At 72.3% G+C, this 24700-nt stretch carries 22 protein-coding genes; 20 read left to right on the plus strand and 2 right to left on the minus strand.

The annotated features are described in order from the left end of the window. Positions 1 to 6 precede the first annotated feature (6 nt). The 10 genes from ACIRBY_RS27275 (at position 7) to ACIRBY_RS27320 (ending at position 11365) form a co-directional block, all read left to right on the plus strand. A complete protein-coding gene (locus ACIRBY_RS27275) occupies positions 7 to 741 on the plus strand; it encodes an enhanced serine sensitivity protein SseB (protein ID WP_403905142.1) in 735 nt (244 codons plus the stop codon). Positions 742 to 803: 62 nt separating this feature from the next. Beyond that, on the plus strand, positions 804 to 1544 hold the full coding sequence (locus ACIRBY_RS27280; RefSeq protein ID WP_403905145.1) for an enhanced serine sensitivity protein SseB C-terminal domain-containing protein: 741 nt from the start codon (positions 804 to 806) through the stop codon (positions 1542 to 1544). 635 nt (positions 1545 to 2179) lie between these two features. After that, entirely contained in the window at positions 2180 to 3172 is a 993-nt protein-coding gene (locus tag ACIRBY_RS27285) for an ABC transporter permease (RefSeq protein WP_358892284.1), read from the plus strand. A gap of 94 nt (positions 3173 to 3266) precedes the next feature. Next, positions 3267 to 4976: an ABC transporter substrate-binding protein gene (locus ACIRBY_RS27290; protein WP_403905236.1), complete on the plus strand. Its 1710-nt coding sequence runs from the start codon at positions 3267 to 3269 to the stop codon at positions 4974 to 4976. 160 nt (positions 4977 to 5136) lie between these two features. Continuing rightward, a complete protein-coding gene (locus tag ACIRBY_RS27295) occupies positions 5137 to 6138 on the plus strand; it encodes an ABC transporter permease (protein ID WP_045949763.1) in 1002 nt (333 codons plus the stop codon). 32 nt (positions 6139 to 6170) lie between these two features. After that, positions 6171 to 7232 carry an ABC transporter ATP-binding protein gene (locus tag ACIRBY_RS27300; RefSeq protein ID WP_403905239.1) on the plus strand — a complete coding sequence of 354 codons (1062 nt, stop codon included), beginning with the start codon at positions 6171 to 6173 and terminating at the stop codon, positions 7230 to 7232. A gap of 5 nt (positions 7233 to 7237) precedes the next feature. After that, positions 7238 to 8314, plus strand: a complete 1077-nt coding sequence (locus tag ACIRBY_RS27305) for an ABC transporter ATP-binding protein (RefSeq protein ID WP_403905242.1) — start codon at positions 7238 to 7240, stop codon at positions 8312 to 8314. Positions 8315 to 8482: 168 nt separating this feature from the next. After that, positions 8483 to 9139 (plus strand): trimeric intracellular cation channel family protein, encoded by a 657-nt coding sequence (locus ACIRBY_RS27310; protein WP_366451960.1) that lies wholly within the window; start codon positions 8483 to 8485, stop codon positions 9137 to 9139. A gap of 60 nt (positions 9140 to 9199) precedes the next feature. Further along, on the plus strand, positions 9200 to 10051 hold the full coding sequence (locus ACIRBY_RS27315; RefSeq protein WP_403905148.1) for a thioesterase family protein: 852 nt from the start codon (positions 9200 to 9202) through the stop codon (positions 10049 to 10051). A 150-nt stretch (positions 10052 to 10201) separates the two neighbouring features. Continuing rightward, positions 10202 to 11365, plus strand: coding sequence for a cysteine desulfurase family protein (locus ACIRBY_RS27320; RefSeq protein ID WP_403905151.1), 1164 nt, complete (start codon positions 10202 to 10204; stop codon positions 11363 to 11365). 35 nt (positions 11366 to 11400) lie between these two features. Here the strand turns inward: ACIRBY_RS27320 and ACIRBY_RS27325 are convergent, their stop codons facing one another. Next, positions 11401 to 12078, minus strand: coding sequence for an N-acetylmuramoyl-L-alanine amidase (locus ACIRBY_RS27325; RefSeq protein WP_403905154.1), 678 nt, complete (start codon positions 12076 to 12078; stop codon positions 11401 to 11403). Between the two features lie 68 nt (positions 12079 to 12146). Between ACIRBY_RS27325 and mnmA the strand changes: the two genes are divergently transcribed. Further along, positions 12147 to 13283, plus strand: coding sequence for a tRNA 2-thiouridine(34) synthase MnmA (gene mnmA / locus ACIRBY_RS27330; protein ID WP_403905157.1), 1137 nt, complete (start codon positions 12147 to 12149; stop codon positions 13281 to 13283). Positions 13284 to 13294: 11 nt separating this feature from the next. Here the strand turns inward: mnmA and ACIRBY_RS27335 are convergent, their stop codons facing one another. Next, complete coding sequence (locus ACIRBY_RS27335; protein ID WP_403905160.1) at positions 13295 to 14218, minus strand: NADP-dependent oxidoreductase; 924 nt, start codon at positions 14216 to 14218, stop codon at positions 13295 to 13297. Between the two features lie 127 nt (positions 14219 to 14345). Here ACIRBY_RS27335 and ACIRBY_RS27340 point away from each other — a divergent pair, with 127 nt between their 5' ends. From ACIRBY_RS27340 to ACIRBY_RS27380, 9 genes are all read left to right on the plus strand, one after another. Next, complete coding sequence (locus ACIRBY_RS27340; protein ID WP_403905163.1) at positions 14346 to 15389, plus strand: GlxA family transcriptional regulator; 1044 nt, start codon at positions 14346 to 14348, stop codon at positions 15387 to 15389. An 89-nt stretch (positions 15390 to 15478) separates the two neighbouring features. Next, positions 15479 to 15823, plus strand: a complete 345-nt coding sequence (locus ACIRBY_RS27345; protein WP_403905166.1) for a DUF1330 domain-containing protein — start codon at positions 15479 to 15481, stop codon at positions 15821 to 15823. A 67-nt stretch (positions 15824 to 15890) separates the two neighbouring features. After that, a complete protein-coding gene (locus tag ACIRBY_RS27350) occupies positions 15891 to 16580 on the plus strand; it encodes an SDR family oxidoreductase (protein WP_403905168.1) in 690 nt (229 codons plus the stop codon). Beyond that, positions 16577 to 17560, plus strand: a complete 984-nt coding sequence (locus tag ACIRBY_RS27355; protein WP_403905170.1) for a methionine synthase — start codon at positions 16577 to 16579, stop codon at positions 17558 to 17560. Before ACIRBY_RS27350 ends, ACIRBY_RS27355 begins: the two co-directional genes overlap by 4 nt. A 31-nt stretch (positions 17561 to 17591) precedes the next feature. Next, positions 17592 to 19793, plus strand: coding sequence for an NAD-dependent DNA ligase LigA (ligA, locus tag ACIRBY_RS27360; RefSeq protein WP_403905173.1), 2202 nt, complete (start codon positions 17592 to 17594; stop codon positions 19791 to 19793). A 356-nt stretch (positions 19794 to 20149) separates the two neighbouring features. Beyond that, positions 20150 to 22330: a putative bifunctional diguanylate cyclase/phosphodiesterase gene (locus ACIRBY_RS27365; protein WP_403905176.1), complete on the plus strand. Its 2181-nt coding sequence runs from the start codon at positions 20150 to 20152 to the stop codon at positions 22328 to 22330. A 323-nt stretch (positions 22331 to 22653) separates the two neighbouring features. Further along, complete coding sequence (gatC, locus tag ACIRBY_RS27370) at positions 22654 to 22950, plus strand: Asp-tRNA(Asn)/Glu-tRNA(Gln) amidotransferase subunit GatC (RefSeq protein ID WP_007266718.1); 297 nt, start codon at positions 22654 to 22656, stop codon at positions 22948 to 22950. 5 nt (positions 22951 to 22955) lie between these two features. Then, on the plus strand, positions 22956 to 24455 hold the full coding sequence (gatA, locus tag ACIRBY_RS27375) for an Asp-tRNA(Asn)/Glu-tRNA(Gln) amidotransferase subunit GatA (protein ID WP_403905178.1): 1500 nt from the start codon (positions 22956 to 22958) through the stop codon (positions 24453 to 24455). Positions 24456 to 24517: 62 nt separating this feature from the next. Further along, positions 24518 to 24697 carry a hypothetical protein gene (locus ACIRBY_RS27380; RefSeq protein WP_344165909.1) on the plus strand — a complete coding sequence of 60 codons (180 nt, stop codon included), beginning with the start codon at positions 24518 to 24520 and terminating at the stop codon, positions 24695 to 24697. Positions 24698 to 24700: the final 3 nt, after the last annotated feature.

A 24700-nucleotide genomic window follows, 5' to 3' on the forward strand; every position in this document is an offset into this window, starting at 1 on the left:
GGGCACATGCAGGGCAACGGCTGGCCGGCGAACGAGTTGGAACAGGTGCTCGGAACGGCCCTCGGGCAGCCGGACGCCGGCCCCCGCATCCTGGAGGCCCTGGGCCGCGCCCGTGTCTGGGTGCCGCTCCCGCAGGGCGGCGGCCCCGACAGCACCTCCCTCGACCTCCCCACCATGCTGATCGCCGGCGAGGCCTACGTCCCGGTCTACAGCTCCGAGGCCCAGTTCCGCTCCGCCGCCGGCCCCGCCATGGACTTCGCCGTCGCCCCCGCCGTGGAGTTCGCCCGCGGCCTGCCCCCGCAGCTCGGCATCGCCGTCAACCCCGAGGGCGCCGTCGGCGTCCCCCTGCCGCCCGCCGCCGTCGCGCAGCTCTGCCGCACCGGCCGGACCGAGCTCGACGGCCCCGCCAGCGGCGCCCGCGTCCGGCTCTTCGAGCCCGACTGGCAGGACGACCCCGTCGACTTCCTCACCGCCGCCGCCGAGGAGTTCCGCGCCACCGGCGTCGTCTCCGCCGCGCACCGCTGCCTGGCCAGCGTCGAGGGCAAGGACCCCGAGCTCTACATCGGCGTCCAGCTGGTGGGATGGGACGCCGGATCCCGGACCGCCCCGCTGGAGGCGCTCGGCCGGGCGCTCGCCCGCGTGCCGGCGCCCTGGCCGGTGCAGTTGATCCTGCTGGAGGCCGCCGAGGACCCGGTCACGGACTGGATTCGTGAGCGCGTGCGCCCCTTCTACCTCCCGTAGCGCCGCTTAAGCTGTTCGGGACGTGGAGACGACGGGCGGACGAAGACGAAGAGGGGTACCGGGTGAGTGCGTCAGGCACGGCCGCGGCCGGGCAGGTCGAGCACATGCTGCGCCAGGTGACTCCCGGGCGCTATGAGAGCTACGAGTCATTCCTGCACGCCCTCGCCGAGGGCCGGCTGTGGATGCTGCTCTGGCAGGGGCAGCCGGGCTCACCGGACGCCCAGTACGGCGGGATGGAGGTCGAGGGGCTCGGCTACGCGCCCTGCGTGACCTCCCCGCAGGAGCTGGCCGCCAGCGGCTGGAACCGGGGCTACGAGGTGGTCACCGGCCGGGACATCGCCCGTGCCCTCTACCCCGACCGCTGGGGGCTGTGGGTCAACCCGCACGCCCAGGGCGGCGGCCTCGGCATCCCCTGGGCGGACCTCCGCCGGATCGCGACCGGCCTGGACCGGATGCCGGCCGGCCCGCTGCGGCTGTCCGAGCCCGCCCTGGAGCTCCCGCAGTTCTACGGCCTGCTGACCCAGCACGCCCACCGCACGCCCGCCGTCCGCTCGCTGCGCCGCGCCTGGGTGCAGCCCGCGCTCGGGTCGGCGTACCTCGCGGTCGGCCTCGACCTCTACGACGCCTCCGCGCCCGCGCTGGAGTCCGTCCGGGAGATGATGCGCCAGTCGGTCGGCGTCGTGCCCGAGGGCGTGCCGGTGTGCACGGTCGCGCTGGCGGACGAGCACGATCCGGTGGCCATGTGGCTGCGCTCCCAGACGCGTCCCTTCTACGACCGCGAGGGGCAGGCGGCCGCGTACTGAGCCGCCGCGGGCCGAACACCGAGCCCGTTACAGGGACATTTCCGGGTATGCCCGCACCATGAGACGGGCCGTCCGACGCGACGTCCGGCCGTCGGGAACCACCGTTCCCGGCGGCCTTTGCCTTGTCCGGATTTCGCCCCCATTGGGCGCCCAATTGGCATGCTCCTCCGTAGAGTTGGGCGCCATGTCCGTTTGGCTACCGAACGGACGGTGTTGCTCCGCTGAGCCGCCACCGGAGTCCGGATAACGGGAACTCAAGCCTCAGATCACGGTTGCGCATCCTTTCATCTGCGGGTCTGGCGGCTGGTCGAGCGCCCGATGAAGACTCCCCACCCAAGAGCCGGTCAGTCCTCCAGGACCCGGCTCGGCACGTGCACTCCGCTTGTCGTTCCGCACAGCACTTCCCGCACTTCCGCACGTCCGCAGTCTTCGCATTCCACGCGTCACACCTGCACTTCCCGCATCTCCTGCACTTCCTGCACCTCCCGCAGTTCTCGCAGTACTCACGCACCTCCCGACGCACCTCACCCGCGTTCCACCGTGTCCCGAGCACTCCGAGCGCCACTCCGCACCAACGCCGCCACAGCGGCGGGCATGGGCCGACCACCCGTCGGCCGAGAGGGGTCCCCACCACGATGACGGCACCACTGCACGACACGAGCGCGGAAACGCCCGCACCCGTGTCCGTAGCCGACGTCCCTGCCAAGGCCATCGAAGGCCGCTCGCCCGGCCGCATCGCCTGGATGCGGCTCAAGCGCGACAAGGTCGCGCTGACCGGCGGTGTGGTCGTGATCCTGCTGATCCTGGTGGCGATCTTCGCGCCGCTGATCGTGAACCTGCTGGGCCACGACCCCAACGAGTTCCACGAGGACCTGATCGACCCGGACCTGGGCACGCCGCTCGGCTCCTTCGGCGGCATCAGCTCCGACTACCTGCTGGGCGTCGAGCCGACCAACGGCCGCGACGTCTTCAGCCGGATCGTCTACGGCGCGCGCATCTCCCTGATCGTCGCCTTCCTGGCCGCCTTCGTCTCGGTCGTCCTCGGCAGCTTCCTGGGCGCCCTCGCCGGCTTCATCGGCGGCTGGGTCGACGGCGTCATCAGCCGCCTGATGGACCTGCTGCTGGCCTTCCCGCAGCTGCTGTTCACCATCGCCCTGGTCTCCGTCGTCCCCAACTCCGTCTGGGGCTTCGAGGGTTCGGGCGTCCGGATGGGCGTGCTCATCCTCGTCATCGGGTTCTTCGGATGGCCGTACATCGGACGCATCGTCCGCGGCCAGACGATCTCCCTGCGGGAGCGCGAGTACGTCGAGGCGGCGCGCAGCCTCGGGGCGGGCCGCGGATACATCCTCGTCAAGGAGCTGATGCCGAACCTGGTCGCGCCGATCCTCGTCTACACCACGCTGATCATCCCGACCAACATCCTGACGGAGGCGGCCCTCAGCTTCCTGGGTGCCGGCGTCAAGCCGCCCACCTCCTCCTGGGGAAAGATGCTCTCCGACGCCGTCCCCATCTACCAGGACGACCCCATGTACATGGTGGTCCCCGGTATGACGATCTTCATCACCGTCCTGGCGTTCAACCTCTTCGGGGACGGGCTGCGCGACGCGCTCGACCCCAAGGGCAGCTGAACCGCTTCTTCGATTCACCACCTATGGAGGTTGGACCACCGTGATCCGCAGAAAGCAGGCCCTCGCGATCGCCGCCGTGATCGCCGCCCTGTCGATGACCGCCGCGTGCGGTGGCGGCGGGGACAAGAAGGACGACACCAAGGCCGACGCCGACAGCGGCAAGGGCTACAGCGGTGCCGCGGACGGCGTGATCAACGCCTCCGACACCAAGGGCGGCGAGCTCAAGCTCTGGTCCCCGCAGGACGTGGACTACCTCGACCCGGCCCGCGCCTACTACGGCTTCGTCTGGGACATGCAGCGCCTGTACGTCCGCAGCCTCCTCGCCTACGACGCGAAGCCCGGCAAGGACGGCACGAAGGCCGTTCCGGACCTCGCCGAGGCCCTGCCGGTCGTGAGCAACGACGGCAAGACCTACACCCTGAAGCTCAAGGACGGGGTGAAGTTCGAGGACGGCACGCCGATCACCTCGAAGGACGTCAAGTACGGCATCGAGCGCGTCTTCGCGCAGGACGTGCTGTCCGGCGGCCCGACCTACCTGATCGACGTCCTCGACCAGGGCCAGAAGTACCCCGGCCCGTACAAGGACACCGACCCGGACAAGATGGGTCTGAAGTCCGTCCAGACGCCGGACGACAAGACGATCGTCTTCAACCTGGCGAGCGCCAACGCCGACTTCAGCTACCTGCTGGCCATGCCGACCTCCTCGCCGGTCCCGGTGGGCAAGGACACGGGCGCCACCTACACCAACAAGCCGGTCTCCACCGGTCCTTACAAGGTGGAGAGCTTCACCGCCGGCAAGGGCGCGACCTTCGTCCGCAACGAGAACTGGGACCCGAAGACGGACCCGATCCGCAAGGGCCTGCCGGACAAGGTCTCCTTCACGGTGACCACCAACCCGGACGACATGGACCAGCGCCTGCTCTCCGGCGACATCGACCTCGCCATCGACGGCACCGGTGTGCAGCAGGCCGCCAAGAACAAGATCCTCAAGGACGCGAACCTCAAGAAGAACGCGGACAACCCGTTCACGGGCTACATCCGCTACTTCGCCTTCCCGACCACGGTCGCGCCGTTCGACAACATCGAGTGCCGCAAGGCCGTCATCTACGCGGCCGACCCGAAGTCCCTGCAGACCGCCCGCGGCGGCCCGACCAGCGGTGACCTCGGCGCGAACATGCTGCCGCCCGGCGTCCCCGGCTCGGACAAGGCCTACGACCCGTTCGGTCTGACGAAGGGCAAGCCGCAGGAGGCCAAGGCCAAGGAGGCCCTCAAGGCCTGTGGCAAGCCGGACGGCTTCGAGACCACCATCGCCGTGCGCAACAACAAGGCGCCCGAGGTGAAGACGGCCGAGTCCCTCCAGGCCTCGCTCGCCAAGGTCGGCATCAAGGCGACGATCGACCAGTACGACGGCAAGCTCAACTCCTCCGTGATCGGTTCGCCCGAGAACGTGAAGAAGAAGGGCTACGGCATCATCGTCATGGGCTGGGGCGCCGACTACAACTCCGGCTCGGGCTTCCTCCAGCCCCTGGTCGACGGATCGTTCATCCTGCCCAACGGCAACAACAACTACACGATGATCAACGACCCGGAGATCAACGGCCTGTTCAAGACGGCCGCCACCAAGACTCCGGAAGAGGCCGCGCCCTTCTACACGGACATCAACAAGAAGGTCATGGAGAAGGCGCTCTACCTCCCGATCAACTTCGACAAGGCGCTCGTCTACCACAACCCGCGCCTGACGAACGTCTACTTCAACGAGTCCTTCGGCAAGATCGACCTCGCCACCGTGGGCATCAAGCAGTAACACCGGCCGGCCCCCGGCCCGAGTCGTCACGTACCACGTAACACCACAGGCAAGTGCCTTCACCGCACATGCGCTAGTCCGAAGGGCAGGTGAAGGCCGCAGGCGGTGGCCGCCGTCCCCACGAGGGGTGGCGGCCACCCGCGCCGGGCGGCCGACTGCAGTGCTCGTCTACCTCATACGGCGGCTGTTCAACGTCGCCGCCACGCTGCTGGTGGTCTCCGTGGTCACCTTCGGCATCTTCTTCGCGGTCCCGAAGCTGACCGGCAGCGATCCCGCGCTCATGTACGCCGGACGCGAGACCAACGAGACCGCCCTGGCGGGCATCCGCGTGAAGATGGGCTTCGACAAGCCGATCTCCGAGCAGTACCTGCTCTTCGTCAAGGGCATCTTCGCCGGCCGCGACTACGACGGCGGCACGGGCGTCACCCACTGTGCGGCCCCGTGCTTCGGCTACTCCTTCAAGACCGAGGCGCCCGTCTGGCAGACCATGATGGACCGCATCCCCGTCACCCTCTCGCTCGCCCTCGGCGCGGCGGTCATCTGGGTGCTCGCGGGAGTGGCCACCGGCGTCGTCTCGGCACTCAAACGCAGGACCGCCATCGACCGCACCGTGATGGTCGGCGCGCTCGCCGGCGTCTCCCTGCCGATCTTCTTCACCGGCATGGTGGCCCCCGCGATCTTCGTCTACAGCCTCGGCTGGCTGGACGTCTCCAACTACAAACCCCTGACCGAGGATCCGCTGGCCTGGCTCAACAGCCTGATCCTGCCCTGGGTCACCCTCGCCTTCCTCTTCGCCGCGACCTACGCCCGCATCACCCGGGCGACCATGCTGGAGGTCCTCGGCGAGGACTACATCCGCACGGCCCGCGCCAAGGGGCTCAAGGAGGGCGTGGTCATCCGCAAGCACGCCCTGCGCTCCACCCTCACGCCGATCGTCACCATGTTCGGCCTGGACCTCGGCGGCCTCCTCGGCGGCGCGGTGCTGACCGAGACCACCTTCAACTTCCAGGGCCTCGGCACGGCGGCCGTCGCCGCCATCAGCCAGGGCGACCTCCCCGTGATCATGGGCGTCACCCTGCTCGCCGCGCTGTTCGTGGTGCTGGCCAACCTGATCGTGGACCTGCTGTACGCCGTCATCGACCCGCGCGTGAGGCTGACGTGACCGAGAACCAGAACAACGGCGCGCCCGCCTTCGTGCCCGAGCAGGGAGGCCCGCGCGACGGGGCCCCCTTCCTCTCCGTGCGCGACCTGAAGGTGCACTTCCCGACCGACGACGGCCTCGTGAAGTCCGTCGACGGCCTCTCCTTCGACCTCGAACGCGGCAAGACCCTCGGCATCGTGGGCGAGTCCGGCTCCGGCAAGTCCGTCACCTCGCTGGCCATCATGGGCCTGCACCGCACCGGCAACGCCCGCAGCCGCCCGCACATCTCGGGCGAGGTCGTCCTCGACGGCGAGGAGCTCGTGGGCGCCTCCGCCGACCACGTGCGCCGGCTGCGCGGCCGCAAGATGGCCATGGTCTTCCAGGACCCGCTCTCCGCGATGCACCCGTACTACTCGGTCGGCAAGCAGATCGTCGAGGCGTACCGGACCCATCACGACGTCGACAAGAAGACGGCCCGCACCCGGGCTGTGGAGATGCTCGACCGCGTCGGCATCCCCGAGCCCCACCGGCGCGTGGACGCCTACCCGCACGAGTTCTCCGGCGGTATGCGCCAGCGCGCGATGATCGCGATGGCGCTGGTCAACAACCCCGAGCTGCTCATCGCGGACGAGCCGACCACCGCCCTCGACGTCACCGTCCAGGCGCAGATCCTCGACCTGATCCGCGACCTCCAGAAGGAGTTCGGCTCCGCGGTCATCATGATCACGCACGACCTCGGCGTGGTCGCCGAGATGGCCGACGACCTCCTCGTGATGTACGGCGGCCGCTGCGTCGAGCGGGGCTCCGCGGAGAAGGTCTTCTACGAGCCCCGGCACCCCTACACCTGGGGCCTGCTCGGCTCCATGCCGCGCATCGACCGCGACCAGACCGACCGGCTGATCCCGGTCAAGGGCTCGCCGCCCAGCCTGATCAACATCCCGAGCGGCTGCGCCTTCAACCCCCGGTGCCCCTACGCCGACGTGCCCAAGGGCGGCATCACCCGCACCCAGCGCCCCGAACTCACCGAGGACGGCAGCCGGCACTGGTCCGCCTGCCACATGTCGCAGGAGGAGCGGACCCGGATCTGGACCGAAGAGATTGCGCCGAAGCTGTGACCGACATGAAGAAGGGCACCGCCCCCGCCTCCGCCCCCGCCCCCGCGCAGCCCTCCGAGCCGGAGACCCTGCTGAAGGTCTCCGGACTGGTCAAGCACTTCCCCATCAACAAGGGGCTGCTGCGCCGCCAGACCGGAGCGGTCAAGGCCGTCGACGGGATCGACTTCGAGGTCCGGCGCGGCGAGACGCTCGGCGTCGTCGGCGAGTCCGGCTGCGGCAAGTCGACGATGGGCCGGCTGATCACCCGGCTGCTGGAGCCGACGGGCGGCCGCATCGAGTTCGAGGGCCGGGACATCACCCACCTGGGCGTCTCCCAGATGCGCCCGCTGCGCCGCGACGTGCAGATGATCTTCCAGGACCCGTACGGCTCCCTCAACCCGCGCCACACCGTCGGCGCGATCGTCTCGGCCCCCTTCCACCTCCAGGGGGTCACCCCGGAGGGCGGGGTCAAGGCGGAGGTCCAGCGCCTGCTCTCCCTGGTCGGCCTGAACCCGGAGCACTACAACCGCTACCCGCACGAGTTCTCGGGCGGCCAGCGCCAGCGCATCGGTATCGCCCGCGCCCTGGCCCTCAAGCCGAAGCTGGTCGTCGCGGACGAGCCGGTCTCGGCGCTGGACGTGTCGATCCAGGCCCAGGTGGTCAACCTGCTGGACGACCTCCAGCAGGAGCTCGGCCTGACCTACGTGATCATCGCGCACGACCTGTCGGTCATCCGGCACGTCTCGGACCGCATCGCGGTGATGTACCTCGGCAAGATCGTGGAGCTGGCCGACCGCAAGTCGCTGTACGAGTCGCCCATGCACCCGTACACGAACGCCCTGCTCTCCGCCGTCCCGGTCCCGGACCCCCGGCGGCGCGGCGCCAAGAGCGGCCGCATCCTGCTCAAGGGCGACGTCCCCTCGCCGATCTCCCCGCCGGCCGGGTGCCGCTTCCACACCCGGTGCTGGAAGGCCACGGAGGTCTGCAAGACCCAGGACCCGCCGCTGGTCCCCCTCAAGACGGGCCACGAGGTGGCCTGCCACCACCCGGAGAACGCGGAGGCGCCCGCCCCGGCCGGCGAATCCGGCCCCGCCGGCGCCTGAGGCGCGGGGGCCGGGGCGGAGCCCCTGGGGGCACCTCCCGGCGGTAGCCGGGGGAGAAACGGTGAAAGGGCGGGTCGGGGACTGCTCCGCGCAGCGGCCCCCGACCCCGCCCCACCCGCCGACGGTGCACCTGGCCGGCGGCCTCCTCCCCCCAGGTGACAATGAGACGTGCTCCACGATCTCTTCCCGCCCGGAGTCCAGCACGCCCTGGACCTCGCCGGCATCTTCGTCTTCGCCCTCGCCGGCGCCCTCCTCGCGGTCCGCAAGAACTTCGACGTCTTCGGCATCGCCGTCCTCGCCCTCGTCACGGCCCTCGGCGGCGGCCTCTTCCGCGACCTCTGCATCGGCGCCGTCCCGCCCGCCGCCTTCGGTGAGCTCAGCTTCTTCGTCACGCCCCTGCTCGCCGCCGCGCTCGTCTTCTTCCTGCACCCCGAGGTGCAGCGCATCAACCGGGCCATCAACGTCTGCGACGCCGCCGGCCTCGGCCTGTTCTGCGTGTCGGGCACCACGAAGGCCTACGAGTACGGCCTCGGTCTGACCTCCTCCGCCGCCCTGGGCGTGGCCACCGCCGTCGGCGGCGGCGTCCTGCGCGACGTCCTCGCCAACGAGGTCCCCTCGCTGCTGCGCGACCGCGAGATGTACGCCGTCCCCGCCGTCGTCGGCGCCTCGATGGTGGCCCTCTTCATCAGCTTCGACGTCCTGAACGCCATGACGACCGCCCTCGCGATCGTCACCACGTTCGTCCTGCGCATCCTCGCCATGCAGTACCACTGGCGCGCCCCGCTGGCCTGGAACCGCCGCTCCTCGGTGGCCGAAGAACCCTAGGTCCTCCACCCCCAAAACAAAAGCTACCGCTTAGTAGCTTCCGCGTGTACCGTCGTCGCCATGTCATACGCAGCGGCCCAGGCATCCATCGGCGACAGCGAATTCGACCGGGACACCAACGTCACGCCCCGCGCGGGCGAGCCGGGTGTGTACGACGCGGAGCTCTCCGCCGGCTGGACGATCATCACCGCGGTCAACGGCGGTTATCTGCTGGCCCTGGTCGGCCGGGCCCTGTCCGCGGCCCTGCCGCACCCGGACCCCTTCACCGTCTCCGCCCACTACCTGACCTCCTCCGTGCCCGGCCCCGCCGTGATCCGCACCGAGGTCGTCAGGGTCGGCCGCACCCTCTCCACCGGCCAGGCCTCGCTCTTCCAGTACGACGAGAGCGGCGCGGAGGTCGAGCGCATCCGCGTCCTCGCCTCCTACGGCGACCTCTCCGCGCTCCCCGACAGCGTCCACACCGTGGCGCTGCCCCCCGCCATCCCGCCCTACGAGGACTGCCTCGGCGCCGAGGCCGGCCCGGCCCCGATCCCCGGCAGCAGCGCCATCGTGGACCGGCTCCGGCTGCGGCTGGACCCGGCGACGGCGGGCTGGGCCGTCGGCGCGCCGTCGGGCAAGGGCGAGATGCGGGCCTGGTTCGAGCTGGCGGACGGCCGCGACGCGGACCCTCTGTCGCTGCTGCTCGCGGTGGACGCCCTTCCCCCGACCGCCTTCGACCTCGGCCTCCTGGGGTGGGCCCCGACGGTCGAACTCACCACCCACGTCCGCCGCCGCCCGGCCCCGGGCCCCCTCCGCATCGGCATCGTCACCCGCAACCTGGCGGGCGGCTTCCTGGAGGAGGACGCGGAGGTCTGGGACTCCGCCGACCGCCTGGTCGCCCAGTCCCGCCAGCTGGCGCGCGCCCCGCGCTAGCCGGCGGGGTCCGCCGTCCCCGGGGGGAGACGGCGGGCCCGTACGGCACCCCGCGGCCCGGCCGTGGCCCTGCCGTGGTCCGGCAGAACCGGCCGGGACCCGACCCGGACGGGACCCGCCGGTGCGGGCGGCTCGTAGAATCACCCCATCATGGCCTACCTCGACCACGCCGCGACCACGCCGATGCTCCCGGAAGCCGCCGCGGCGATGACCGCGCAGTTCGCCGCCACCGGTAACGCCTCCTCCCTCCACGCCGCGGGCCGCCGCGCCCGCCGCACCGTCGAGGAGGCCCGCGAGGCCCTCGCCGAAGCGCTGGGCGCCCGCCCCAGCGAGGTGGTCTTCACCGCCGGGGGCACCGAGGCCGACAACCTCGCCGTCAAGGGCCTCTACTGGGCCCGCCGCGACGCCGACCCGGCCCGCACCCGCGTCCTCGCCAGCCCCGTCGAGCACCACGCCGTCCTCGACGCCGTCCACTGGCTCGCCGAGCACGAAGGGGCCGACGTGGAGTACCTGCCCGTGGACCGCCACGGCCGGGTCCGCCCCGAGGCCTTCCGGGAGGCCGTCGAGCGGGGCCCCGACGACATCGCCCTGGCCACGGTCATGTGGGCCAACAACGAGATCGGCACCGTCATGCCGGTCCGCGAACTCGCCGCAGTCGCCCGCGAGCACGGCGTCCCGCTGCACTCCGACGCCGTCCAGGCCGTCGGACAGCTCGACGTCCGCTTCGGCGACAGCGGACTCGCCGCCATGACCGTCAGCGGCCACAAGATCGGCGGCCCCTACGGCATCGGCGCCCTGCTCCTCGGCCGCGACCAGACCCCCGTCCCCGTGCTGCACGGCGGCGGCCAGGAGCGGCACGTCCGCTCCGGGACCCTCGACGTGCCCGCCATCGCCGCCTTCGCGGTGGCGGCCGTCCTCGCCGCCGAGCGGCGCGAGCGGTTCGCCGCCGAGGTCGGCGCGCTGCGCGACGAGCTGATCGGCGCCGTCCTGGCAGCCGTCCCCGACGCCGTCCTCGGCGGGGACCCCGAGGACCGGCTCCCGGCCAACGCCCACTTCAGCTTCCCCGGCTGCGAGGGCGACTCCCTGCTGCTGCTCCTGGACGCGCAGGGCATCGAGTGCTCGACCGGCTCCGCCTGCACGGCGGGCGTCGCCCAGCCCAGCCACGTCCTGCTCGCCACCGGCACCGACCCGCAGCTGGCCCGCGGCACCCTCCGCTTCTCCCTGGGGCACACCTCCACCAAGGAGGACGTGGCGGCGGTGGCGGCGGCCATCGGCCCGGCCGTGGCCCGGGCCCGCACGGCGGGCCTCAGCTAGGGCCTTCCGGCGGGTCGGGGCCGCACAGGCCCTAGCTAGCCGGCCTTCGCGGGAGCGGTCCGGGCGAGCTCCTCCCGGACCGTCCGCAGGTAGCGGTCCCAGTTCCAGTGCGGTCCCGGGTCGGTGTGGTCCGCGCCCGGGACCTCCGAGTGGCCCAGGAAGTGCGTGCGGTCCACCGGTATGCCGTACCTCCGGCAGACGTCCGCCGCCAGCCGCGCCGACGCCGCGTACATCGCGTCCGTGAAGTCCTGCGGGCGGTCGACGAAGCCCTCGTGCTCGATGCCGACGCTGCGCTCGTTCATGGACCGGTTCCCGGCGTGGAAGGCGACGTCCAGCTCGCGCACCATCTGCTCCACGTGCCCGTCCTGGCGGACTATGTAGTGCGCCGACGCCTTGTGGAAGGGGTTCTTGAACGCGTCCACCGACGAGGCGAAGTCCCCCTGTGTGACATGCACGACGATCCGGTCCACCCGGTAGTCGTCGGGCCGGTCCGCCATCCGCCAGTTCGCCGGCGAGGCCGGCGTCCAGCCCACCCCGGGGGAGTCCACCTCCCCCTCCTTGCGCGGCCTGCTCACCCCCGGCAGCAGCCACCAGGCCCGCCGGAGCTCCTGCTGCCCCGCCAGAGCCCCCACCGCGAGCACCCCGAGCCCGCCGAACAGCACCGCCCGCCGGGTCCGGCCCCCGCCCTTCGCCTTCGCGCCCTTCTCGACCATGTGATCCACCCCCCACCGCCGACAACGCGCCGTGACCCCGCGCGGTTCCCCGTACCCTGGAAGGCGCTATGACTGAGAACCTGCCGCGCACCGCCCGCCCCCTCCGCGTCCTCGCCGCCATGTCCGGCGGCGTGGACTCCGCCGTCGCCGCCGCGCGCGCCGTCGAGGCCGGGCACGACGTCACGGGCGTCCACCTGGCGCTCTCCGCGAACCCCCAGTCCTTCCGGACCGGCGCCCGCGGCTGCTGCACCATCGAGGACTCCCGCGACGCCCGCCGCGCCGCCGACGTCATCGGCATCCCGTTCTACTGCTGGGACCTCGCCGAGCGCTTCCGCGAGGACGTCGTCGAGGACTTCGTCGCCGAGTACGAGGCCGGGCGCACCCCGAACCCCTGCCTGCGCTGCAACGAGAAGATCAAGTTCGCGGCGCTCCTCGACAAGGCCCTCGCCCTCGGCTTCGACGCCGTCTGCACGGGCCACTACGCGACGATCGTGGAGAAGGAGGACGGCACGCGCGAGATGCACCGCGCCTCCGACATGGCCAAGGACCAGTCCTACGTCCTCGGCGTCCTGGACGAGAAGCAGCTGGCCCACGCCCTCTTCCCGCTGGGCGACACGGTCACCACCAAGGACGAGATCCGCGCCGAGGCCGAGCGCCGGGGCCTGGCCGTGGCGAAGAAGCCCGACAGCCACGACATCTGCTTCATCGCCGACGGAGACACCCAGGGCTTCCTGGCCAAGCGCCTCGGCAAGGCCGAGGGCGACATCGTCGACGAGGCGACCGGCGAGAAGGTCGGCACCCACGACGGGGCGTACGGCTTCACCATCGGCCAGCGCAAGGGCCTGCGCATCGGCCACCCCGCCCCCGACGGCAAGCCCCGCTACGTCCTCGACATCTCCCCGGTGGACAACACCGTCACCGTGGGCCCCGCCGAGGCCCTCGACGTCACCGCCCTCACCGCGATCCGCCCCCGCTGGTGCGGCTCCACGGCCGCCCCCGCGGGCACCTACACCGCCCAGCTGCGCGCCCACGGCGGCGAGACCGAGGTCTTCGCCGAGGTCGTGGACGGCGAGCTGCGCGTCCGCTTCGCCGAGCCGGTCCGCGGTGTGGCCCCCGGCCAGGCGATCGTGCTCTACGACGGCACCCGCGTGGTCGGCTCCGCCACCATCGCCGCCACCACCCGGGCCACCACCGCCGCCGTCTAGGACGCCCCGGCTCAGACCACCGTCAGGACGATCTTGCCGGTGGTCCGGCCGAGCTCGCCGATCTCGTGGGCCTTCGCGGCCTCCGCGAGCGGCAGCACGGTCTCCACCAGCGGCTTCAGCGCGCCGCCGTCGGCCAGTGCCGCGATCTCGCGCAGCCCCAGCCGGTCCGGCTCGACCAGCACCCAGTCGGCGCGGAAGCCGCGGGTGTCGGCCGGCACGTCGTCCGGGCCGGGCAGGGTGACCAGCCGGCCGCCCTCGCGCAGCACCGACAGGGAGCGCTCGGCGATCTCGCCGCCGAGGCCGTCCAGGACCACGTCCACGTCCGAGACGATGTCCTCGAAGGCCACCGCGCGGTAGTCCACGACCTCGTCCGCGCCCAGCGAGCGCAGCAGCTCGTGCTTGCCCGCGCTGGCCGTGCCGATCACGTACGCCCCGCGCGCCTTGGCGATCTGCACCGCCAGGTGCCCGACGCCGCCGGCCGCCGCGTGCACCAGGACCCGCTCTCCGGGACGCACGTCCGCGGTGTCCACCAGTGCCTGCCAGGCGGTCAGCGCGGCCAGGGGCAGGGCCGCCGCCTCGACGTGGCTCAGTGAGGCGGGCTTCGCCGCCAGGTGCCGGGCCGGGGCGACGACGTACTCGGCGTAGCCGCCCGCCTGCCGCGGGAAGAGCGGCATCCCGTACACCTCGTCACCGGGGGCGAAGAGGGTGACGCCGGGGCCCGCCGCCTCGACGGTGCCCGACACGTCCCAGCCCACGGCCGGGGTCTCGCCCCAGGCGATCAGGCCCCCGCCGGCCCGGGTCTTCCAGTCGACCGGGTTCACGCCGGCCGCGTGGACCCGGACGAGGACCTCGCCCAGACCGGGCTCGGGCCGGTCGATCTCCCGCTCGACCAGGTTCTCCGGGCCGCCCCACTCGTTCACGACGATCGCGCGCATGTCCGCCTGCCTCATTCCATCCGTTTGCGTCTGATTCCGGGCCGTTTCCCGGCGACACGTCCCAGACTGGGGCACCGCACGCCTTCGTGGTGTTGGCCGTTTGGCCACTATGTGACAGGATCTGGCCATGAGCGAGACACGGGACGGCACCGAGGACGCGCCCCGCACCGGGAGCGGCGCCGGCGGCAGGCACCTGGTCGCGGTGCTGGCCCTGCCGGGTTTCCCCCCGTTCGAGCTGGGCATCCCCTCCCGGGTCTTCGGCAGCGCCGTGGACGACGACGGCGAAGCCCTCTACGAGGTCGTCGTCTGCACCGCCGACGGCCTTCCCGTGCCCAGCGACTCCGGCTTCACCCTCCAGCCCGCCGCCGGGCCCGAAGCCCTCGCCGCCGCCGACACCGTGATCGTCCCGCCCACCCACGCCATGCCCGAGCTGGGCCTCGGCGGTCCGCTGCCGCCCGCCGTCGCCGCGGCCATCGCGGGCATCCGCCCCGGCACCCGCCTGGTGTCCATCTGCACCGGCTCCTACGTCCTCGCCGCCGCCGGGCTCCTCGACGGCCGGCCCGCCACCACCCACTGGAACCTCGCCCGGGAGTTCCGCGAGGCCTACCCGCAGGTCCGCGTCGACGAGGACGTGCTCTTCGTCGACGACGGGGACGTCCTGACCTCGGCCGGGGTCGCCGCCGGCGTCGACCTGTGCCTCCACCTGATCCGCCGCGACCACGGCGCCGCCGTCACCAACCGGGCCGCCCGCGTGTGCGTCGTACCGCCCTGGCGCGACGGCGGGCAGGCCCAGTACATCGACCGCCCCGTCCCCGAACCCACCGTCGCCACCACCACCGCCACCCGCGCCTGGGCCCTGGAACGCCTCGCCGAACCGGTCAGCCTCGCCGAGCTCGCCGCCCACGCCCGGATGAGCCTGCGCACCTTCACCCGCCGCTTCCGCGACGAGGTCGGCATGACCCCGGTGCAGTGGCTCACCGCCCAGCGGCTCGAAGTCGCCCGCGACCTGCTGGAGTCCAGCGACCTGCCCGTCGACCTGGTCGCCCACCGCGCCGGCTTCGGCACCGCCAACTCCCTGCGCCAGCACATGCGCGCGTCCCTCGGCGTCTCCCCGATCGCCTACCGCCGCACCTTCCGGCCCGCCCCCGCCGAGGCCCACCAGCCCATGTGACACATGACCCCGGAGGTAATCGACCGGCCGCGCCCGCCCTGCCAGGATGAGATCAACAAGCCGCCAGGACCAGGGAATCGGAGCCAGACATGACCGCGTACGCCATCGGCCACATACGTCCCGAGACCATGAACGAGGACATCCTCCGCTACATCGAGGAGATCCAGTCGACCATGGACCCCTTCGAGGGCCGCTTCCTCGTCCACGGCAACCCGGTCGAGGTCCTGGAGGGGTCCTTCCCCGGCGACCTCGTGGTCATCGCCTTCCCCGACATCGAGCGCGCCCGCGCCTGGTACGCCTCCCCCGCCTACCAGGAGATCCTGCCCCTGCGCACCCGCCACATCCCCGGCGACATCCTCCTCGTCGACGGCGTCCCGCCCGGCTACGACGCCACGAAGACCGCCGCGGCCATCCGCGAGTCCGCCGGCCTCTGACACCTCGCGCGCCGGCCGGCCCCGGGTGGCGGGGCCGGTGGCGCGCGCGGGGTGCGAGCATGGCCGTATGCCTACTCACCTGATCACCGGCGCCGGCTCCGGCATCGGCGCGGCGGTCGCCGCCCGCCTGCACGCCCGCGGCGACGACCTCGTCCTGCTCGCCCGCGACGCCGCCCGCGCCCGGCAGCTCGTCGAGCGCTACCCCGGAGCCCGGACCCTCGTCGGCGACCTCGCGGACCCCGACCGGCTCTCCTGGGCCTTCTCCAAGCAGCCCATGCCCGAGCGGATCGACTCCCTCCTGCACATCGCCGGGATCGTCGACCTCGGCCCCGTCGGCGAGCTGCGCCCCAAGACCTGGCACCAGCAGCTCAACGTCAACCTGATCGCCCCCGCCGAGGTCACCCGCCTCCTGCTGCCCACCCTGCGGGCCTCCAAGGCGACCGTCGTCTTCGTGAACTCCGGCGCCGGCCTCAGCGCCCACGCCGAGTGGAGCGCCTACGCCGCCTCCAAGCACGGCCTCAAGGCCCTCGCCGACTCCCTGCGCGGGGAGGAGAAGGCCAACGGCATCCGCGTCACCTCGGTCTACCCCGGCCGCACCGCCAGCCCCATGCAGGCCAAGGTCCACTCGCAGGAGGGCAAGGAGTACGACCCCGCCGACTGGATCGACCCCGAGTCCGTGGCCACCACCATCGTCATGGCCGTCGACCTGCCCCGCGACGCCGAGGTCAACGACCTGAGCGTCAGGCCCGGCCGATGACCGCGGGCGCCACCGGCGTCGGATCCCTGCCGGGCGGCGACGCCCGCGAGGCCGCCAAGACCGCCACGGGCTCCTTCGAGGACTTCCCGTACCTGCCCGAACTGCCCGCCCGCGGACCCGGAGCCGACATGATCGGCCGCTCCCTCGGGCTGCTCGTCGACCTGTACGCCCACGTCGAGCCCAGCGGCTGGCGGATCAGCGACCGCCCCGGCCGCGACACCCGGCGCGCCCGCTCCTGGCTCGGCGAGGACCTCGACGCGCTGGAGGAGTTCACCCAGGGGTACACCGGCCGGCTGAAGGTCCAGGCCGTCGGGCCGTGGACGCTGGCCGCCGCCCTCGAACTGCACGGCGGCGAGGCCGTCCTCCAGGACGCCGGAGCCTGCCGCGACCTCGCCGCCTCCCTCGCCGAGGGCCTGCGCGGCCACCTCGCCGACGTCCGCAAGCGCGTCCCGGGCGCCGAGATCGTCCTCCAGTACGACGAACCCTCGCTCACCGCCGTCCTGCGCGGCCGGGTGCGCTCCGCCAGCGGCTACCGCACCTACCGGGCGGTCGACCGGCAGGTCGTCGAGAGCGCCCTGCGCGACCTGTTCTCCGTCCACGACGGGGAGGTCGTCGTCCACTCCTGCGCGCCCGACGTCCCCTTCGCGCTGCTGCGCCGGGCCGGCGCCGCGGCCGTCTCGTTCGATTTCTCCCTGCTCACCGAGCGCGAGGACGACGCCATCGGCGAAGCCGTCGAAGGCGGCATGAAACTCTTCGCCGGAGTGGTGCCGGGCACCGACGGCCCGTTGTCGGACCCGGGCGGTAGCGTCATGGGTGTCAGGAAGCTTTGGCGCAGGCTGGGGCTGGCTCCGGGGACTCTCGCCGAGTCCGTCGTGGTCACCCCTTCGTGCGGTCTGGCGGGCGCCTCGCCCGCCTACGCCCGCGCGGTGCAGGCCCACTGCGTCAGGGCGGCGAGGTCACTCGCCGACAACCCTGAGTGACGGTCGAGCACGGGCCACGGGAGGACACGGCATGGCAGCCGAACAGCAGGACACGGCAGTACCGACGGCGGCGCGCGAGCAGCACCAGCTGCTCGCCGAGCAGGTCGAGGAGCACCGCTTCCGGTACTACGTGAACGACCAGCCGGTCGTCAGCGACGCCGAGTTCGACCAGCTGCTGCGCTCGCTGGAGGCCCTGGAGGAGCAGTACCCCGAGCTGCGCACCCCGGACTCGCCCACCCAGAAGGTGGCCGGGGCGTACGAGACGGACTTCGCCTCCGTCGAGCACCGCGAGCGGATGCTCTCCCTCGACAACGCCTTCGACGACGAGGAACTGTCCGCCTGGGCCGACCGGGTGGCCCGGGACGTGAACACCCCGGACTACCACTACCTGTGCGAGCTCAAGGTGGACGGCCTCGCCGTCAACCTCACCTACGAGCACGGCCGCCTCACCCGCGCCGCCACCCGCGGCGACGGCCGCACCGGCGAGGACATCACGCCCAACGTCCGCACCATCGCCGAGATCCCGGACCGCCTCAAGGGGGACCGGGTCCCGGCCCTCGTCGAGATCCGCGGCGAGGTGTACTTCCCGATGGAGAAGTTCGAGGAGCTCAACGCCCGCCTGGTGGAGGCCGAGGGCAAGCCCTTCGCCAACCCGCGCAACGCCGCGGCAGGCTCCCTGCGCCAGAAGGACCCCAAGGTCACCGCCACCCGCCCGCTGCACATGGTGGTGCACGGCATCGGCGCCCGCGAGGGCTTCGAGATCGAGCGCCAGTCCCAGGCCTACGAGCTGCTGCGCGAGTGGGGCCTGCCCACCGCCCGGCACAACGCGGTGGTGTCCTCCCTCGCCGAGGTGCGCGCGTTCATCGCCCGCTTCGGGGAGAACCGGCACTCCGTGGAGCACGAGATCGACGGCGTCGTCGTCAAGCTCGACGAGATCGCCCTCCAGGGCCGGCTCGGCTCCACCGCCCGCGCCCCGCGCTGGGCGATCGCCTGGAAGTACGCCCCCGAAGAGGTCAACACCAAGCTGGTCGACATCAAGGTCGGCGTCGGCCGCACCGGGCGCGTCACCCCGTACGCCCAGGTCGAGCCGGTGACCGTGGCCGGCTCCGAGGTCGAGTTCGCGACCCTGCACAACCAGGAGGTCGTCAAGGCCAAGGGCGTCCTCATCGGGGACACCGTCGTCCTGCGCAAGGCGGGCGACGTCATCCCCGAGATCCTCGGGCCGGTGGTGGACCTGCGCGACGGCAGCGAGCGGGAGTTCGTGATGCCGACGCAGTGCCCCGAGTGCGGGACCGCCCTGCGCCCGATGAAGGAAGGGGACATCGACGTCCGCTGCCCCAACGGGCAGACCTGCCCCGCCCAGTTGCGCGAGCGCCTCTTCTACCTGGCCGGCCGGCAGTCCCTGGACATCGAGAACTTCGGCATGGTGGCCGCCGCCGCCCTCACCGGCCCGCTGGAGCCGGCGCGGCCGCCGCTGCTCGACGAGGGCGACCTCTTCGACCTCACCATCGAGCAGCTGCTGCCCATCAAGGCGTACGTCCTCGACCCCGACAGCGGACTGCCCAAGCGGGACCCGAAGACGGGCGAGGAGAAGATCGTCACGGTCTTCGCCAACCAGAAGGGCGAGCCGAAGAAGAACGCCCTGGCGATGCTGGAGAACATCGCGGCCGCCAAGGAGCGCCCGCTGGCCCGCATCATCAACGGCCTGTCCATCCGGCACGTCGGCCCGGTCGCCGCGGAGGCGCTCGCCCGCGAGTTCCGGTCCATCGACCGCATCGAACAGGCCACCGAGGAGGAGCTGACCGCGACCGAGGGCGTCGGCGCGATCATCGCCGCCTCCCTCAAGGAGTGGTTCGCCGTCGACTGGCACCAGGAGATCCTGCGCAAGTGGCGGGCGGCCGGGGTGCGCATGGAGGAGGAGGGGTCCGGCGAGGAGGAGGGCCCGCGCCCCCTGGAGGGCCTGACCGTCGTCGTCACCGGCACCCTCCAGAGCCACACCCGCGACGGCGCCAAGGAGGCCCTGCAGAGCCGGGGCGCCAAGGTGACCGGCTCGGTGTCGAAGAAGACCTCCTTCGTCGTGGTCGGCGACAACCCCGGCTCGAAGTACGACAAGGCCGTCCAGTTGAAGCTCCCGGTACTCGACGACGCCGGCTTCGATGTCCTGCTCGAACAGGGGCCCGAAGCGGCCCTGGAGGCGGCCCTTCCGCTGGACGGCGGCGGCGAAGGGCAGTAGTACCGCGAACGGATGCGCGGCGTGCGGCCGTACGGGCGGGCGCACGCCCCGGCGCGGCGCCCGGTGGTAAACGGCCGGTACATGGCTGGTCGAGGGCCCGTGAGCTGTCGGATCATCGGTGGGGTGACGGGGGGTCCTGGTCCAAACTCACCCGTTCGGCGGATACCGTACTGATGAGGATGGCTGGGTCGCATTCGGGCAACCACCGCCGACTGCTGCCCCTGGGAGCCTCTCCCGTCCTACTGTTGTGGGGTGCGCCTGTCGTGCGCGGCTGCCTGATGTGCCTTCCAGCCGTGATGGCATGACATCGGGGCCATCGCGCGACATCGGCATCGCCGGCTGTGAGAGGGACGGGCATGAAACCCACCGAAAGCGCCGACCCGTCACCTGAACTCGGCGGGGACCCCCCGTCCTTGCGGGCGGGCCGGCTCGGTGTCCTGCGTGCCAGGACACCGCAGACCCGCCCCCTGGACACCGGAGCGGGAGACCGGCGGCGCACCGTGCTGCCCGCCGCCGTCGTGGGCTCCGCCGCCGTGCTGCTCGTGGGCGGGATCGTCGCCGCCCTGACCGCCCGTCAGTCGCTGTTCCCGGGCGGCGCGGTCGGATGGGCGCTGGCCCTGCTCACCGGCATCATCGTCGGCCACCTCGTCGCCCTCGGCCGCGACCGCTGGTGGGGCGGCACGGGCTCGGGCGCCGCCCTCACCCTCGGCGTGCTCATCCTCTACGGCTGGGTCCCCGCCGGACTGGTCTCGCTGGCCGTGGTCACCCTCGTCGGGGCCGCACGCCGGCACCGGTGGCGGCAGGGCCTGCTGCACGGCTCCGTCGACATCCTCGGCATCGGCGCGGGCGCCCTCGTCCTGGCCGGCTTCGGCGACGCACCGACCGTGGAGTCGCCGTGGCAGCCCACCACCTGGGACCTGGCGGCCGCGCCCGAGGTGGCCCTGGTCGCCGTCTCCTACCTCCTCGTCACCCGCGTCCTGCTGTGGTTCGCGCTCACCCCGCCCGGCGGCGGCCTGCCCACGGTGGCCCGCACGGCCCTCATGCGCCAGGCCCTGGTGGCGGCGGCCCTGCTCGGCATCGCCCCCCTGATCTGCGTGGTCGCCAGCACCCAGCCGGTGCTCCTGCCGCTGTTCGCCGTACCGCTCATCGCCCTCGACTCCACCCTGTGGATCGCCCGCGCCCGCGCCGAGGAGCAGCTGCGCGACCCGCTGACCGGGCTGCCGAACCGGCAGTGGCTGCTGGAGCGGACCTGGGCCGCGCTCGACGAGGCTGAACGTTTGGGCACCCGCTCCGCCCTCGTCCTGATCGACCTGGACCGCTTCCGCGCCGTCAACGACACCCTCGGCCACCTCGCCGGGGACCGCCTGCTGCTCCAGATCGCCGCCCGCCTGCGCCAGGCCCTGCCCGCCGAGGCGGAGGCGGCCCGCCTGGGCGGCGACGAGTTCGCCGTCCTGCTGCCCACCACCGACTCCACCACCAGCGCCCAGCGGGTCGCCCGCCACCTCGTCGCCGAGCTCAGCTCCCCGCTGGACCTGGACGGGCTGACCCTCGTCCTGGAGGCCAGCGCGGGCCTCGCCGTCTTCCCGGACCACGCCTTGGACGCGGAGGGCCTGCTGCGCCGGGCCGACGTCGCCATGTACCAGGCGAAGCGGGACCGCACGGGCGTCGAGGTCTACGAGTCCAAGCGCGACAGCAACACCCCCGACCGCCTCGGCCTCCTCGGCGACCTCCGGCGCGCCCTGGACGCCGGCGAGGTGGAGCTCCACTACCAGCCCAAGGTCCGCTTCGACGGCCAGGTCGCCGGCCTGGAGGCCCTGGTCCGCTGGGTCCACCCGGAGCGCGGCCGCGTCCCTCCCGACGAGTTCATCGCCATCGCCGAGACCTCCGGGCTGATGCCGCACCTGACCGAGTACGTCCTGGAGACCGCCCTGGCCCAGGTCGCCCGCTGGCGCGCCCAGGGCCTCAAGGTCCCGGTCGCGGTCAACGTCTCCCCGCGCGACGTGCACACCCCCGGCTTCGCGGGCGCCGTGGCCGCCCGCCTGGCCCGCCACGGGGTGCCCGCGAGCGGCCTCCAGCTGGAGATAACGGAACACGTCCTCCTGGAGGACCCGCAGCGCGCCGCCGACACCATGGCCGGCCTGACCGGCCACGGCGTGAAGATGTCCCTGGACGACTTCGGCACGGGCTACTCCTCCCTGGTCCACCTGCGGCGCCTCCCGGTCAGCGAACTGAAGATCGACCGCTCCTTCGTCGCCCGCCTGGCGGTCGACGCCCAGGACGCGGAGATCGTCCGCTGCACGGTGGACCTGGCCCACTCCCTGGGCCTCCTGGTCGTCGCGGAGGGCGTGGAGGACGACGAGACGTGGGAGCGCCTGAGGGACCTGGGCTGCGACGCCGTCCAGGGCTGGCTCGTCGCCGCCGCGATGCCCCCGCAGGAGGCCACGGCCTGGCTCCTGGCCCGAGGCGAACGCGGCTGGCGCCGCCCGGCGGACATCACGGCGGAACTCGCCGCCACGGCCGACACCCCGGCCCCGTAGCGGGTCCCTGCGGGGCGGGGAGGCGGGCCCGGTCCGGCGGGGTCGCCGCTGCGCGGGGCGAGCCCCGGACCCCGTTGCGCCCGAACGCCGCGCGGGCTGGAATTCGCGCAGCGAATTTCCAGCCCCGCCGGCCTTTGAGGCGCGGGGGTCCGGGGGCGGAGCCCCCGGGGAACGGCGAGAGGGCGGGGCGGGGAGAGCGCTCCGCGCGGCGGTGTACCCGCACCGCGGCGCAGCCCGGCGGCAAACCGTTTACCAGGTCCAGGGGCGGGCCCCATAGGATTGGGCCCGAAACTACACACTCACCACCCCCAGAGGATCGCTGCATGCCTGGCATCACGCGCGAGGAGGTCGCCCACCTCGCTCGGCTGGCGCGTCTGGAGCTGAAGAGCGAAGAGCTCGACCACTTCGCCGGACAGCTCGACGACATCATCGGCGCGGTCGCCCGCGTTTCCGAGGTCGCCGACCAAGACGTCCCGCCGACCTCCCACCCGCTCCCGCTGACGAACGTCATGCGCGCGGACGAGGTCCGTCCCTCGCTCACCCCCGAGCAGGCGCTTTCCGGCGCTCCCGCCCAGGAGCAGCAGCGTTTCAAGGTGCCGCAGATCCTGGGGGAGGACTAATCACCATGGCTGACACCCACATCATCAAGCTGACGGCCGCCGAGACCGCCGCGAAGATCGCCTCCGGCGAGCTGACGGCCGTCGAGGTCACCGAGGCCCACCTGGCCCGCATCGACGCGACCGACGAGAAGGTCCACGCCTTCCTCCACGTCGACCGCGAGGGCGCCCTCGCGCAGGCCCGCGCCGTCGACGCCAAGCGCGCCGCGGGCGAGGAGCTCGGCCCGCTGGCCGGCGTCCCGCTCGCCCTCAAGGACATCTTCACCACGGTCGGCGTGCCGACCACCGTCGGTTCGAAGATCCTCGAAGGCTGGATCCCGCCCTACGACGCCACCCTGACGCGCAAGCTGAAGGAAGCCGACGTCGTCATCCTCGGCAAGACCAACATGGACGAGTTCGCCATGGGGTCCTCCACCGAGAACAGCGCGTACGGCCCCACCGGCAACCCCTGGGACCTCACCAAGATCCCCGGTGGCTCCGGCGGCGGCTCCGCGGCCGCCCTGGCCGCCTTCCAGGCCCCGCTCGCTATCGGCACGGACACCGGCGGCTCCATCCGCCAGCCCGCCGCCGTCACCGGCACCGTCGGCGTGAAGCCCACCTACGGCGGCGTCTCCCGCTACGGCATGGTGGCCTTCTCCTCCTCCCTCGACCAGGGCGGCCCCTGCGCCCGCACGGTCCTGGACGCGGCCCTCCTCCACGAGGTCATCGCCGGCCACGACCCGCTCGACTCCACCTCCATCGACGCCCCGGTCCCGCCGGTCGTCGAGGCCGCCCGCAACGGCTCCGTCGCCGGCATGCGCGTCGGTGTGGTCAAGCAGTTCCGCGGCGAGGGCTTCCAGGCCGGCGTCACCCAGCGCTTCGACGAGTCGGTGGAGCTCCTCAAGGAGCTCGGCGCCGAGATCGTCGAGGTGGACTGCCCGTCCTTCGACCTCGCGATGGCCGCGTACTACCTGATCGCGCCGTCCGAGTGCTCCTCGAACCTGGCCCGCTTCGACGCCATGCGCTACGGCCTGCGCGTCGGCGACGACGGCACGAGGTCCGCCGAGGACGTCACCGCCCTGACCCGCGAAGCCGGCTTCGGCGACGAGGTCAAGCGCCGCGTCATCCTCGGCACGTACGCGCTCAGCTCCGGCTACTACGACGCGTACTACGGCTCCGCCCAGAAGGTCCGCACGCTCATCACGAAGGACTTCGAGAAGGCCTTCGAGCAGGTCGACGTGATCGTCTCCCCGACGACCCCGACCACCGCCTTCGCCATCGGTGAGCGCACCGACGACCCGCTGGCGATGTACCTCGCGGACATTTGCACCATCCCGACCAACCTGGCAGGCAACTCCGCCATGTCGCTGCCCTGCGGCCTGGCCCCGGAGGACGGTCTCCCGGTCGGTCTGCAGATCATCGCCCCGGCGATGAAGGACGACCGTCTGTACAAGGTCGGCGCGGCCGTCGAGGCCGCCTTCGTCGAGCGCTGGGGCCACCCGCTGCTTGAGGAGGCTCCGTCGCTGTGAGTTCGAGTGCGCTGTCCAAGGCCAAGGGCTTCAAGAAGTCGAAGACCGGGACCTACCTGTCGATGGGCACCACCGCCTTCGGTGCCTTCAGTGTGATCAAGCAGGTGCGCAAGGCCCGCACCGAGCACGACACGCTCCAGCTCGTCGACGCCGTCGTGTCCGCCGCCGCCATCGTCACCGGGCTCGCGATCCTGTACCGCGAGCTGAAGCGCCTGGGCGACGACGACGTCCTGCTGGGCTGAGAG

The organism is Streptomyces sp. NPDC096136 (assembly GCF_044763325.1).
GTDB lineage: Bacteria > Actinomycetota > Actinomycetes > Streptomycetales > Streptomycetaceae > Streptomyces.

What these genes read in the sequence shown, in the direction of transcription:
- ACIRBY_RS27275 (WP_403905142.1), top strand. Translation starts at nt 7, where the DNA reads ATGCAGGGCAACGGCTGGCCGGCGAACGAGTTGGAACAGGTGCTCGGA.
- ACIRBY_RS27285 (WP_358892284.1), top strand. Translation starts at nt 2,180, where the DNA reads ATGACGGCACCACTGCACGACACGAGCGCGGAAACGCCCGCACCCGTG.
- ACIRBY_RS27290 (WP_403905236.1), top strand. Translation starts at nt 3,267, where the DNA reads ATGACCGCCGCGTGCGGTGGCGGCGGGGACAAGAAGGACGACACCAAG.
- ACIRBY_RS27305 (WP_403905242.1), top strand. Translation starts at nt 7,238, where the DNA reads ATGAAGAAGGGCACCGCCCCCGCCTCCGCCCCCGCCCCCGCGCAGCCC.
- ACIRBY_RS27315 (WP_403905148.1), top strand. Translation starts at nt 9,200, where the DNA reads ATGTCATACGCAGCGGCCCAGGCATCCATCGGCGACAGCGAATTCGAC.
- ACIRBY_RS27320 (WP_403905151.1), top strand. Translation starts at nt 10,202, where the DNA reads ATGGCCTACCTCGACCACGCCGCGACCACGCCGATGCTCCCGGAAGCC.
- ACIRBY_RS27325 (WP_403905154.1), bottom strand. Translation starts at nt 12,078, where the DNA reads ATGGTCGAGAAGGGCGCGAAGGCGAAGGGCGGGGGCCGGACCCGGCGG.
- mnmA (WP_403905157.1), top strand. Translation starts at nt 12,147, where the DNA reads ATGACTGAGAACCTGCCGCGCACCGCCCGCCCCCTCCGCGTCCTCGCC.
- ACIRBY_RS27335 (WP_403905160.1), bottom strand. Translation starts at nt 14,218, where the DNA reads ATGCGCGCGATCGTCGTGAACGAGTGGGGCGGCCCGGAGAACCTGGTC.
- ACIRBY_RS27340 (WP_403905163.1), top strand. Translation starts at nt 14,346, where the DNA reads ATGAGCGAGACACGGGACGGCACCGAGGACGCGCCCCGCACCGGGAGC.
- ACIRBY_RS27345 (WP_403905166.1), top strand. Translation starts at nt 15,479, where the DNA reads ATGACCGCGTACGCCATCGGCCACATACGTCCCGAGACCATGAACGAG.
- ACIRBY_RS27350 (WP_403905168.1), top strand. Translation starts at nt 15,891, where the DNA reads ATGCCTACTCACCTGATCACCGGCGCCGGCTCCGGCATCGGCGCGGCG.
- ACIRBY_RS27355 (WP_403905170.1), top strand. Translation starts at nt 16,577, where the DNA reads ATGACCGCGGGCGCCACCGGCGTCGGATCCCTGCCGGGCGGCGACGCC.
- ligA (WP_403905173.1), top strand. Translation starts at nt 17,592, where the DNA reads ATGGCAGCCGAACAGCAGGACACGGCAGTACCGACGGCGGCGCGCGAG.
- ACIRBY_RS27365 (WP_403905176.1), top strand. Translation starts at nt 20,150, where the DNA reads ATGAAACCCACCGAAAGCGCCGACCCGTCACCTGAACTCGGCGGGGAC.
- gatC (WP_007266718.1), top strand. Translation starts at nt 22,654, where the DNA reads ATGCCTGGCATCACGCGCGAGGAGGTCGCCCACCTCGCTCGGCTGGCG.
- gatA (WP_403905178.1), top strand. Translation starts at nt 22,956, where the DNA reads ATGGCTGACACCCACATCATCAAGCTGACGGCCGCCGAGACCGCCGCG.
- ACIRBY_RS27380 (WP_344165909.1), top strand. Translation starts at nt 24,518, where the DNA reads ATGGGCACCACCGCCTTCGGTGCCTTCAGTGTGATCAAGCAGGTGCGC.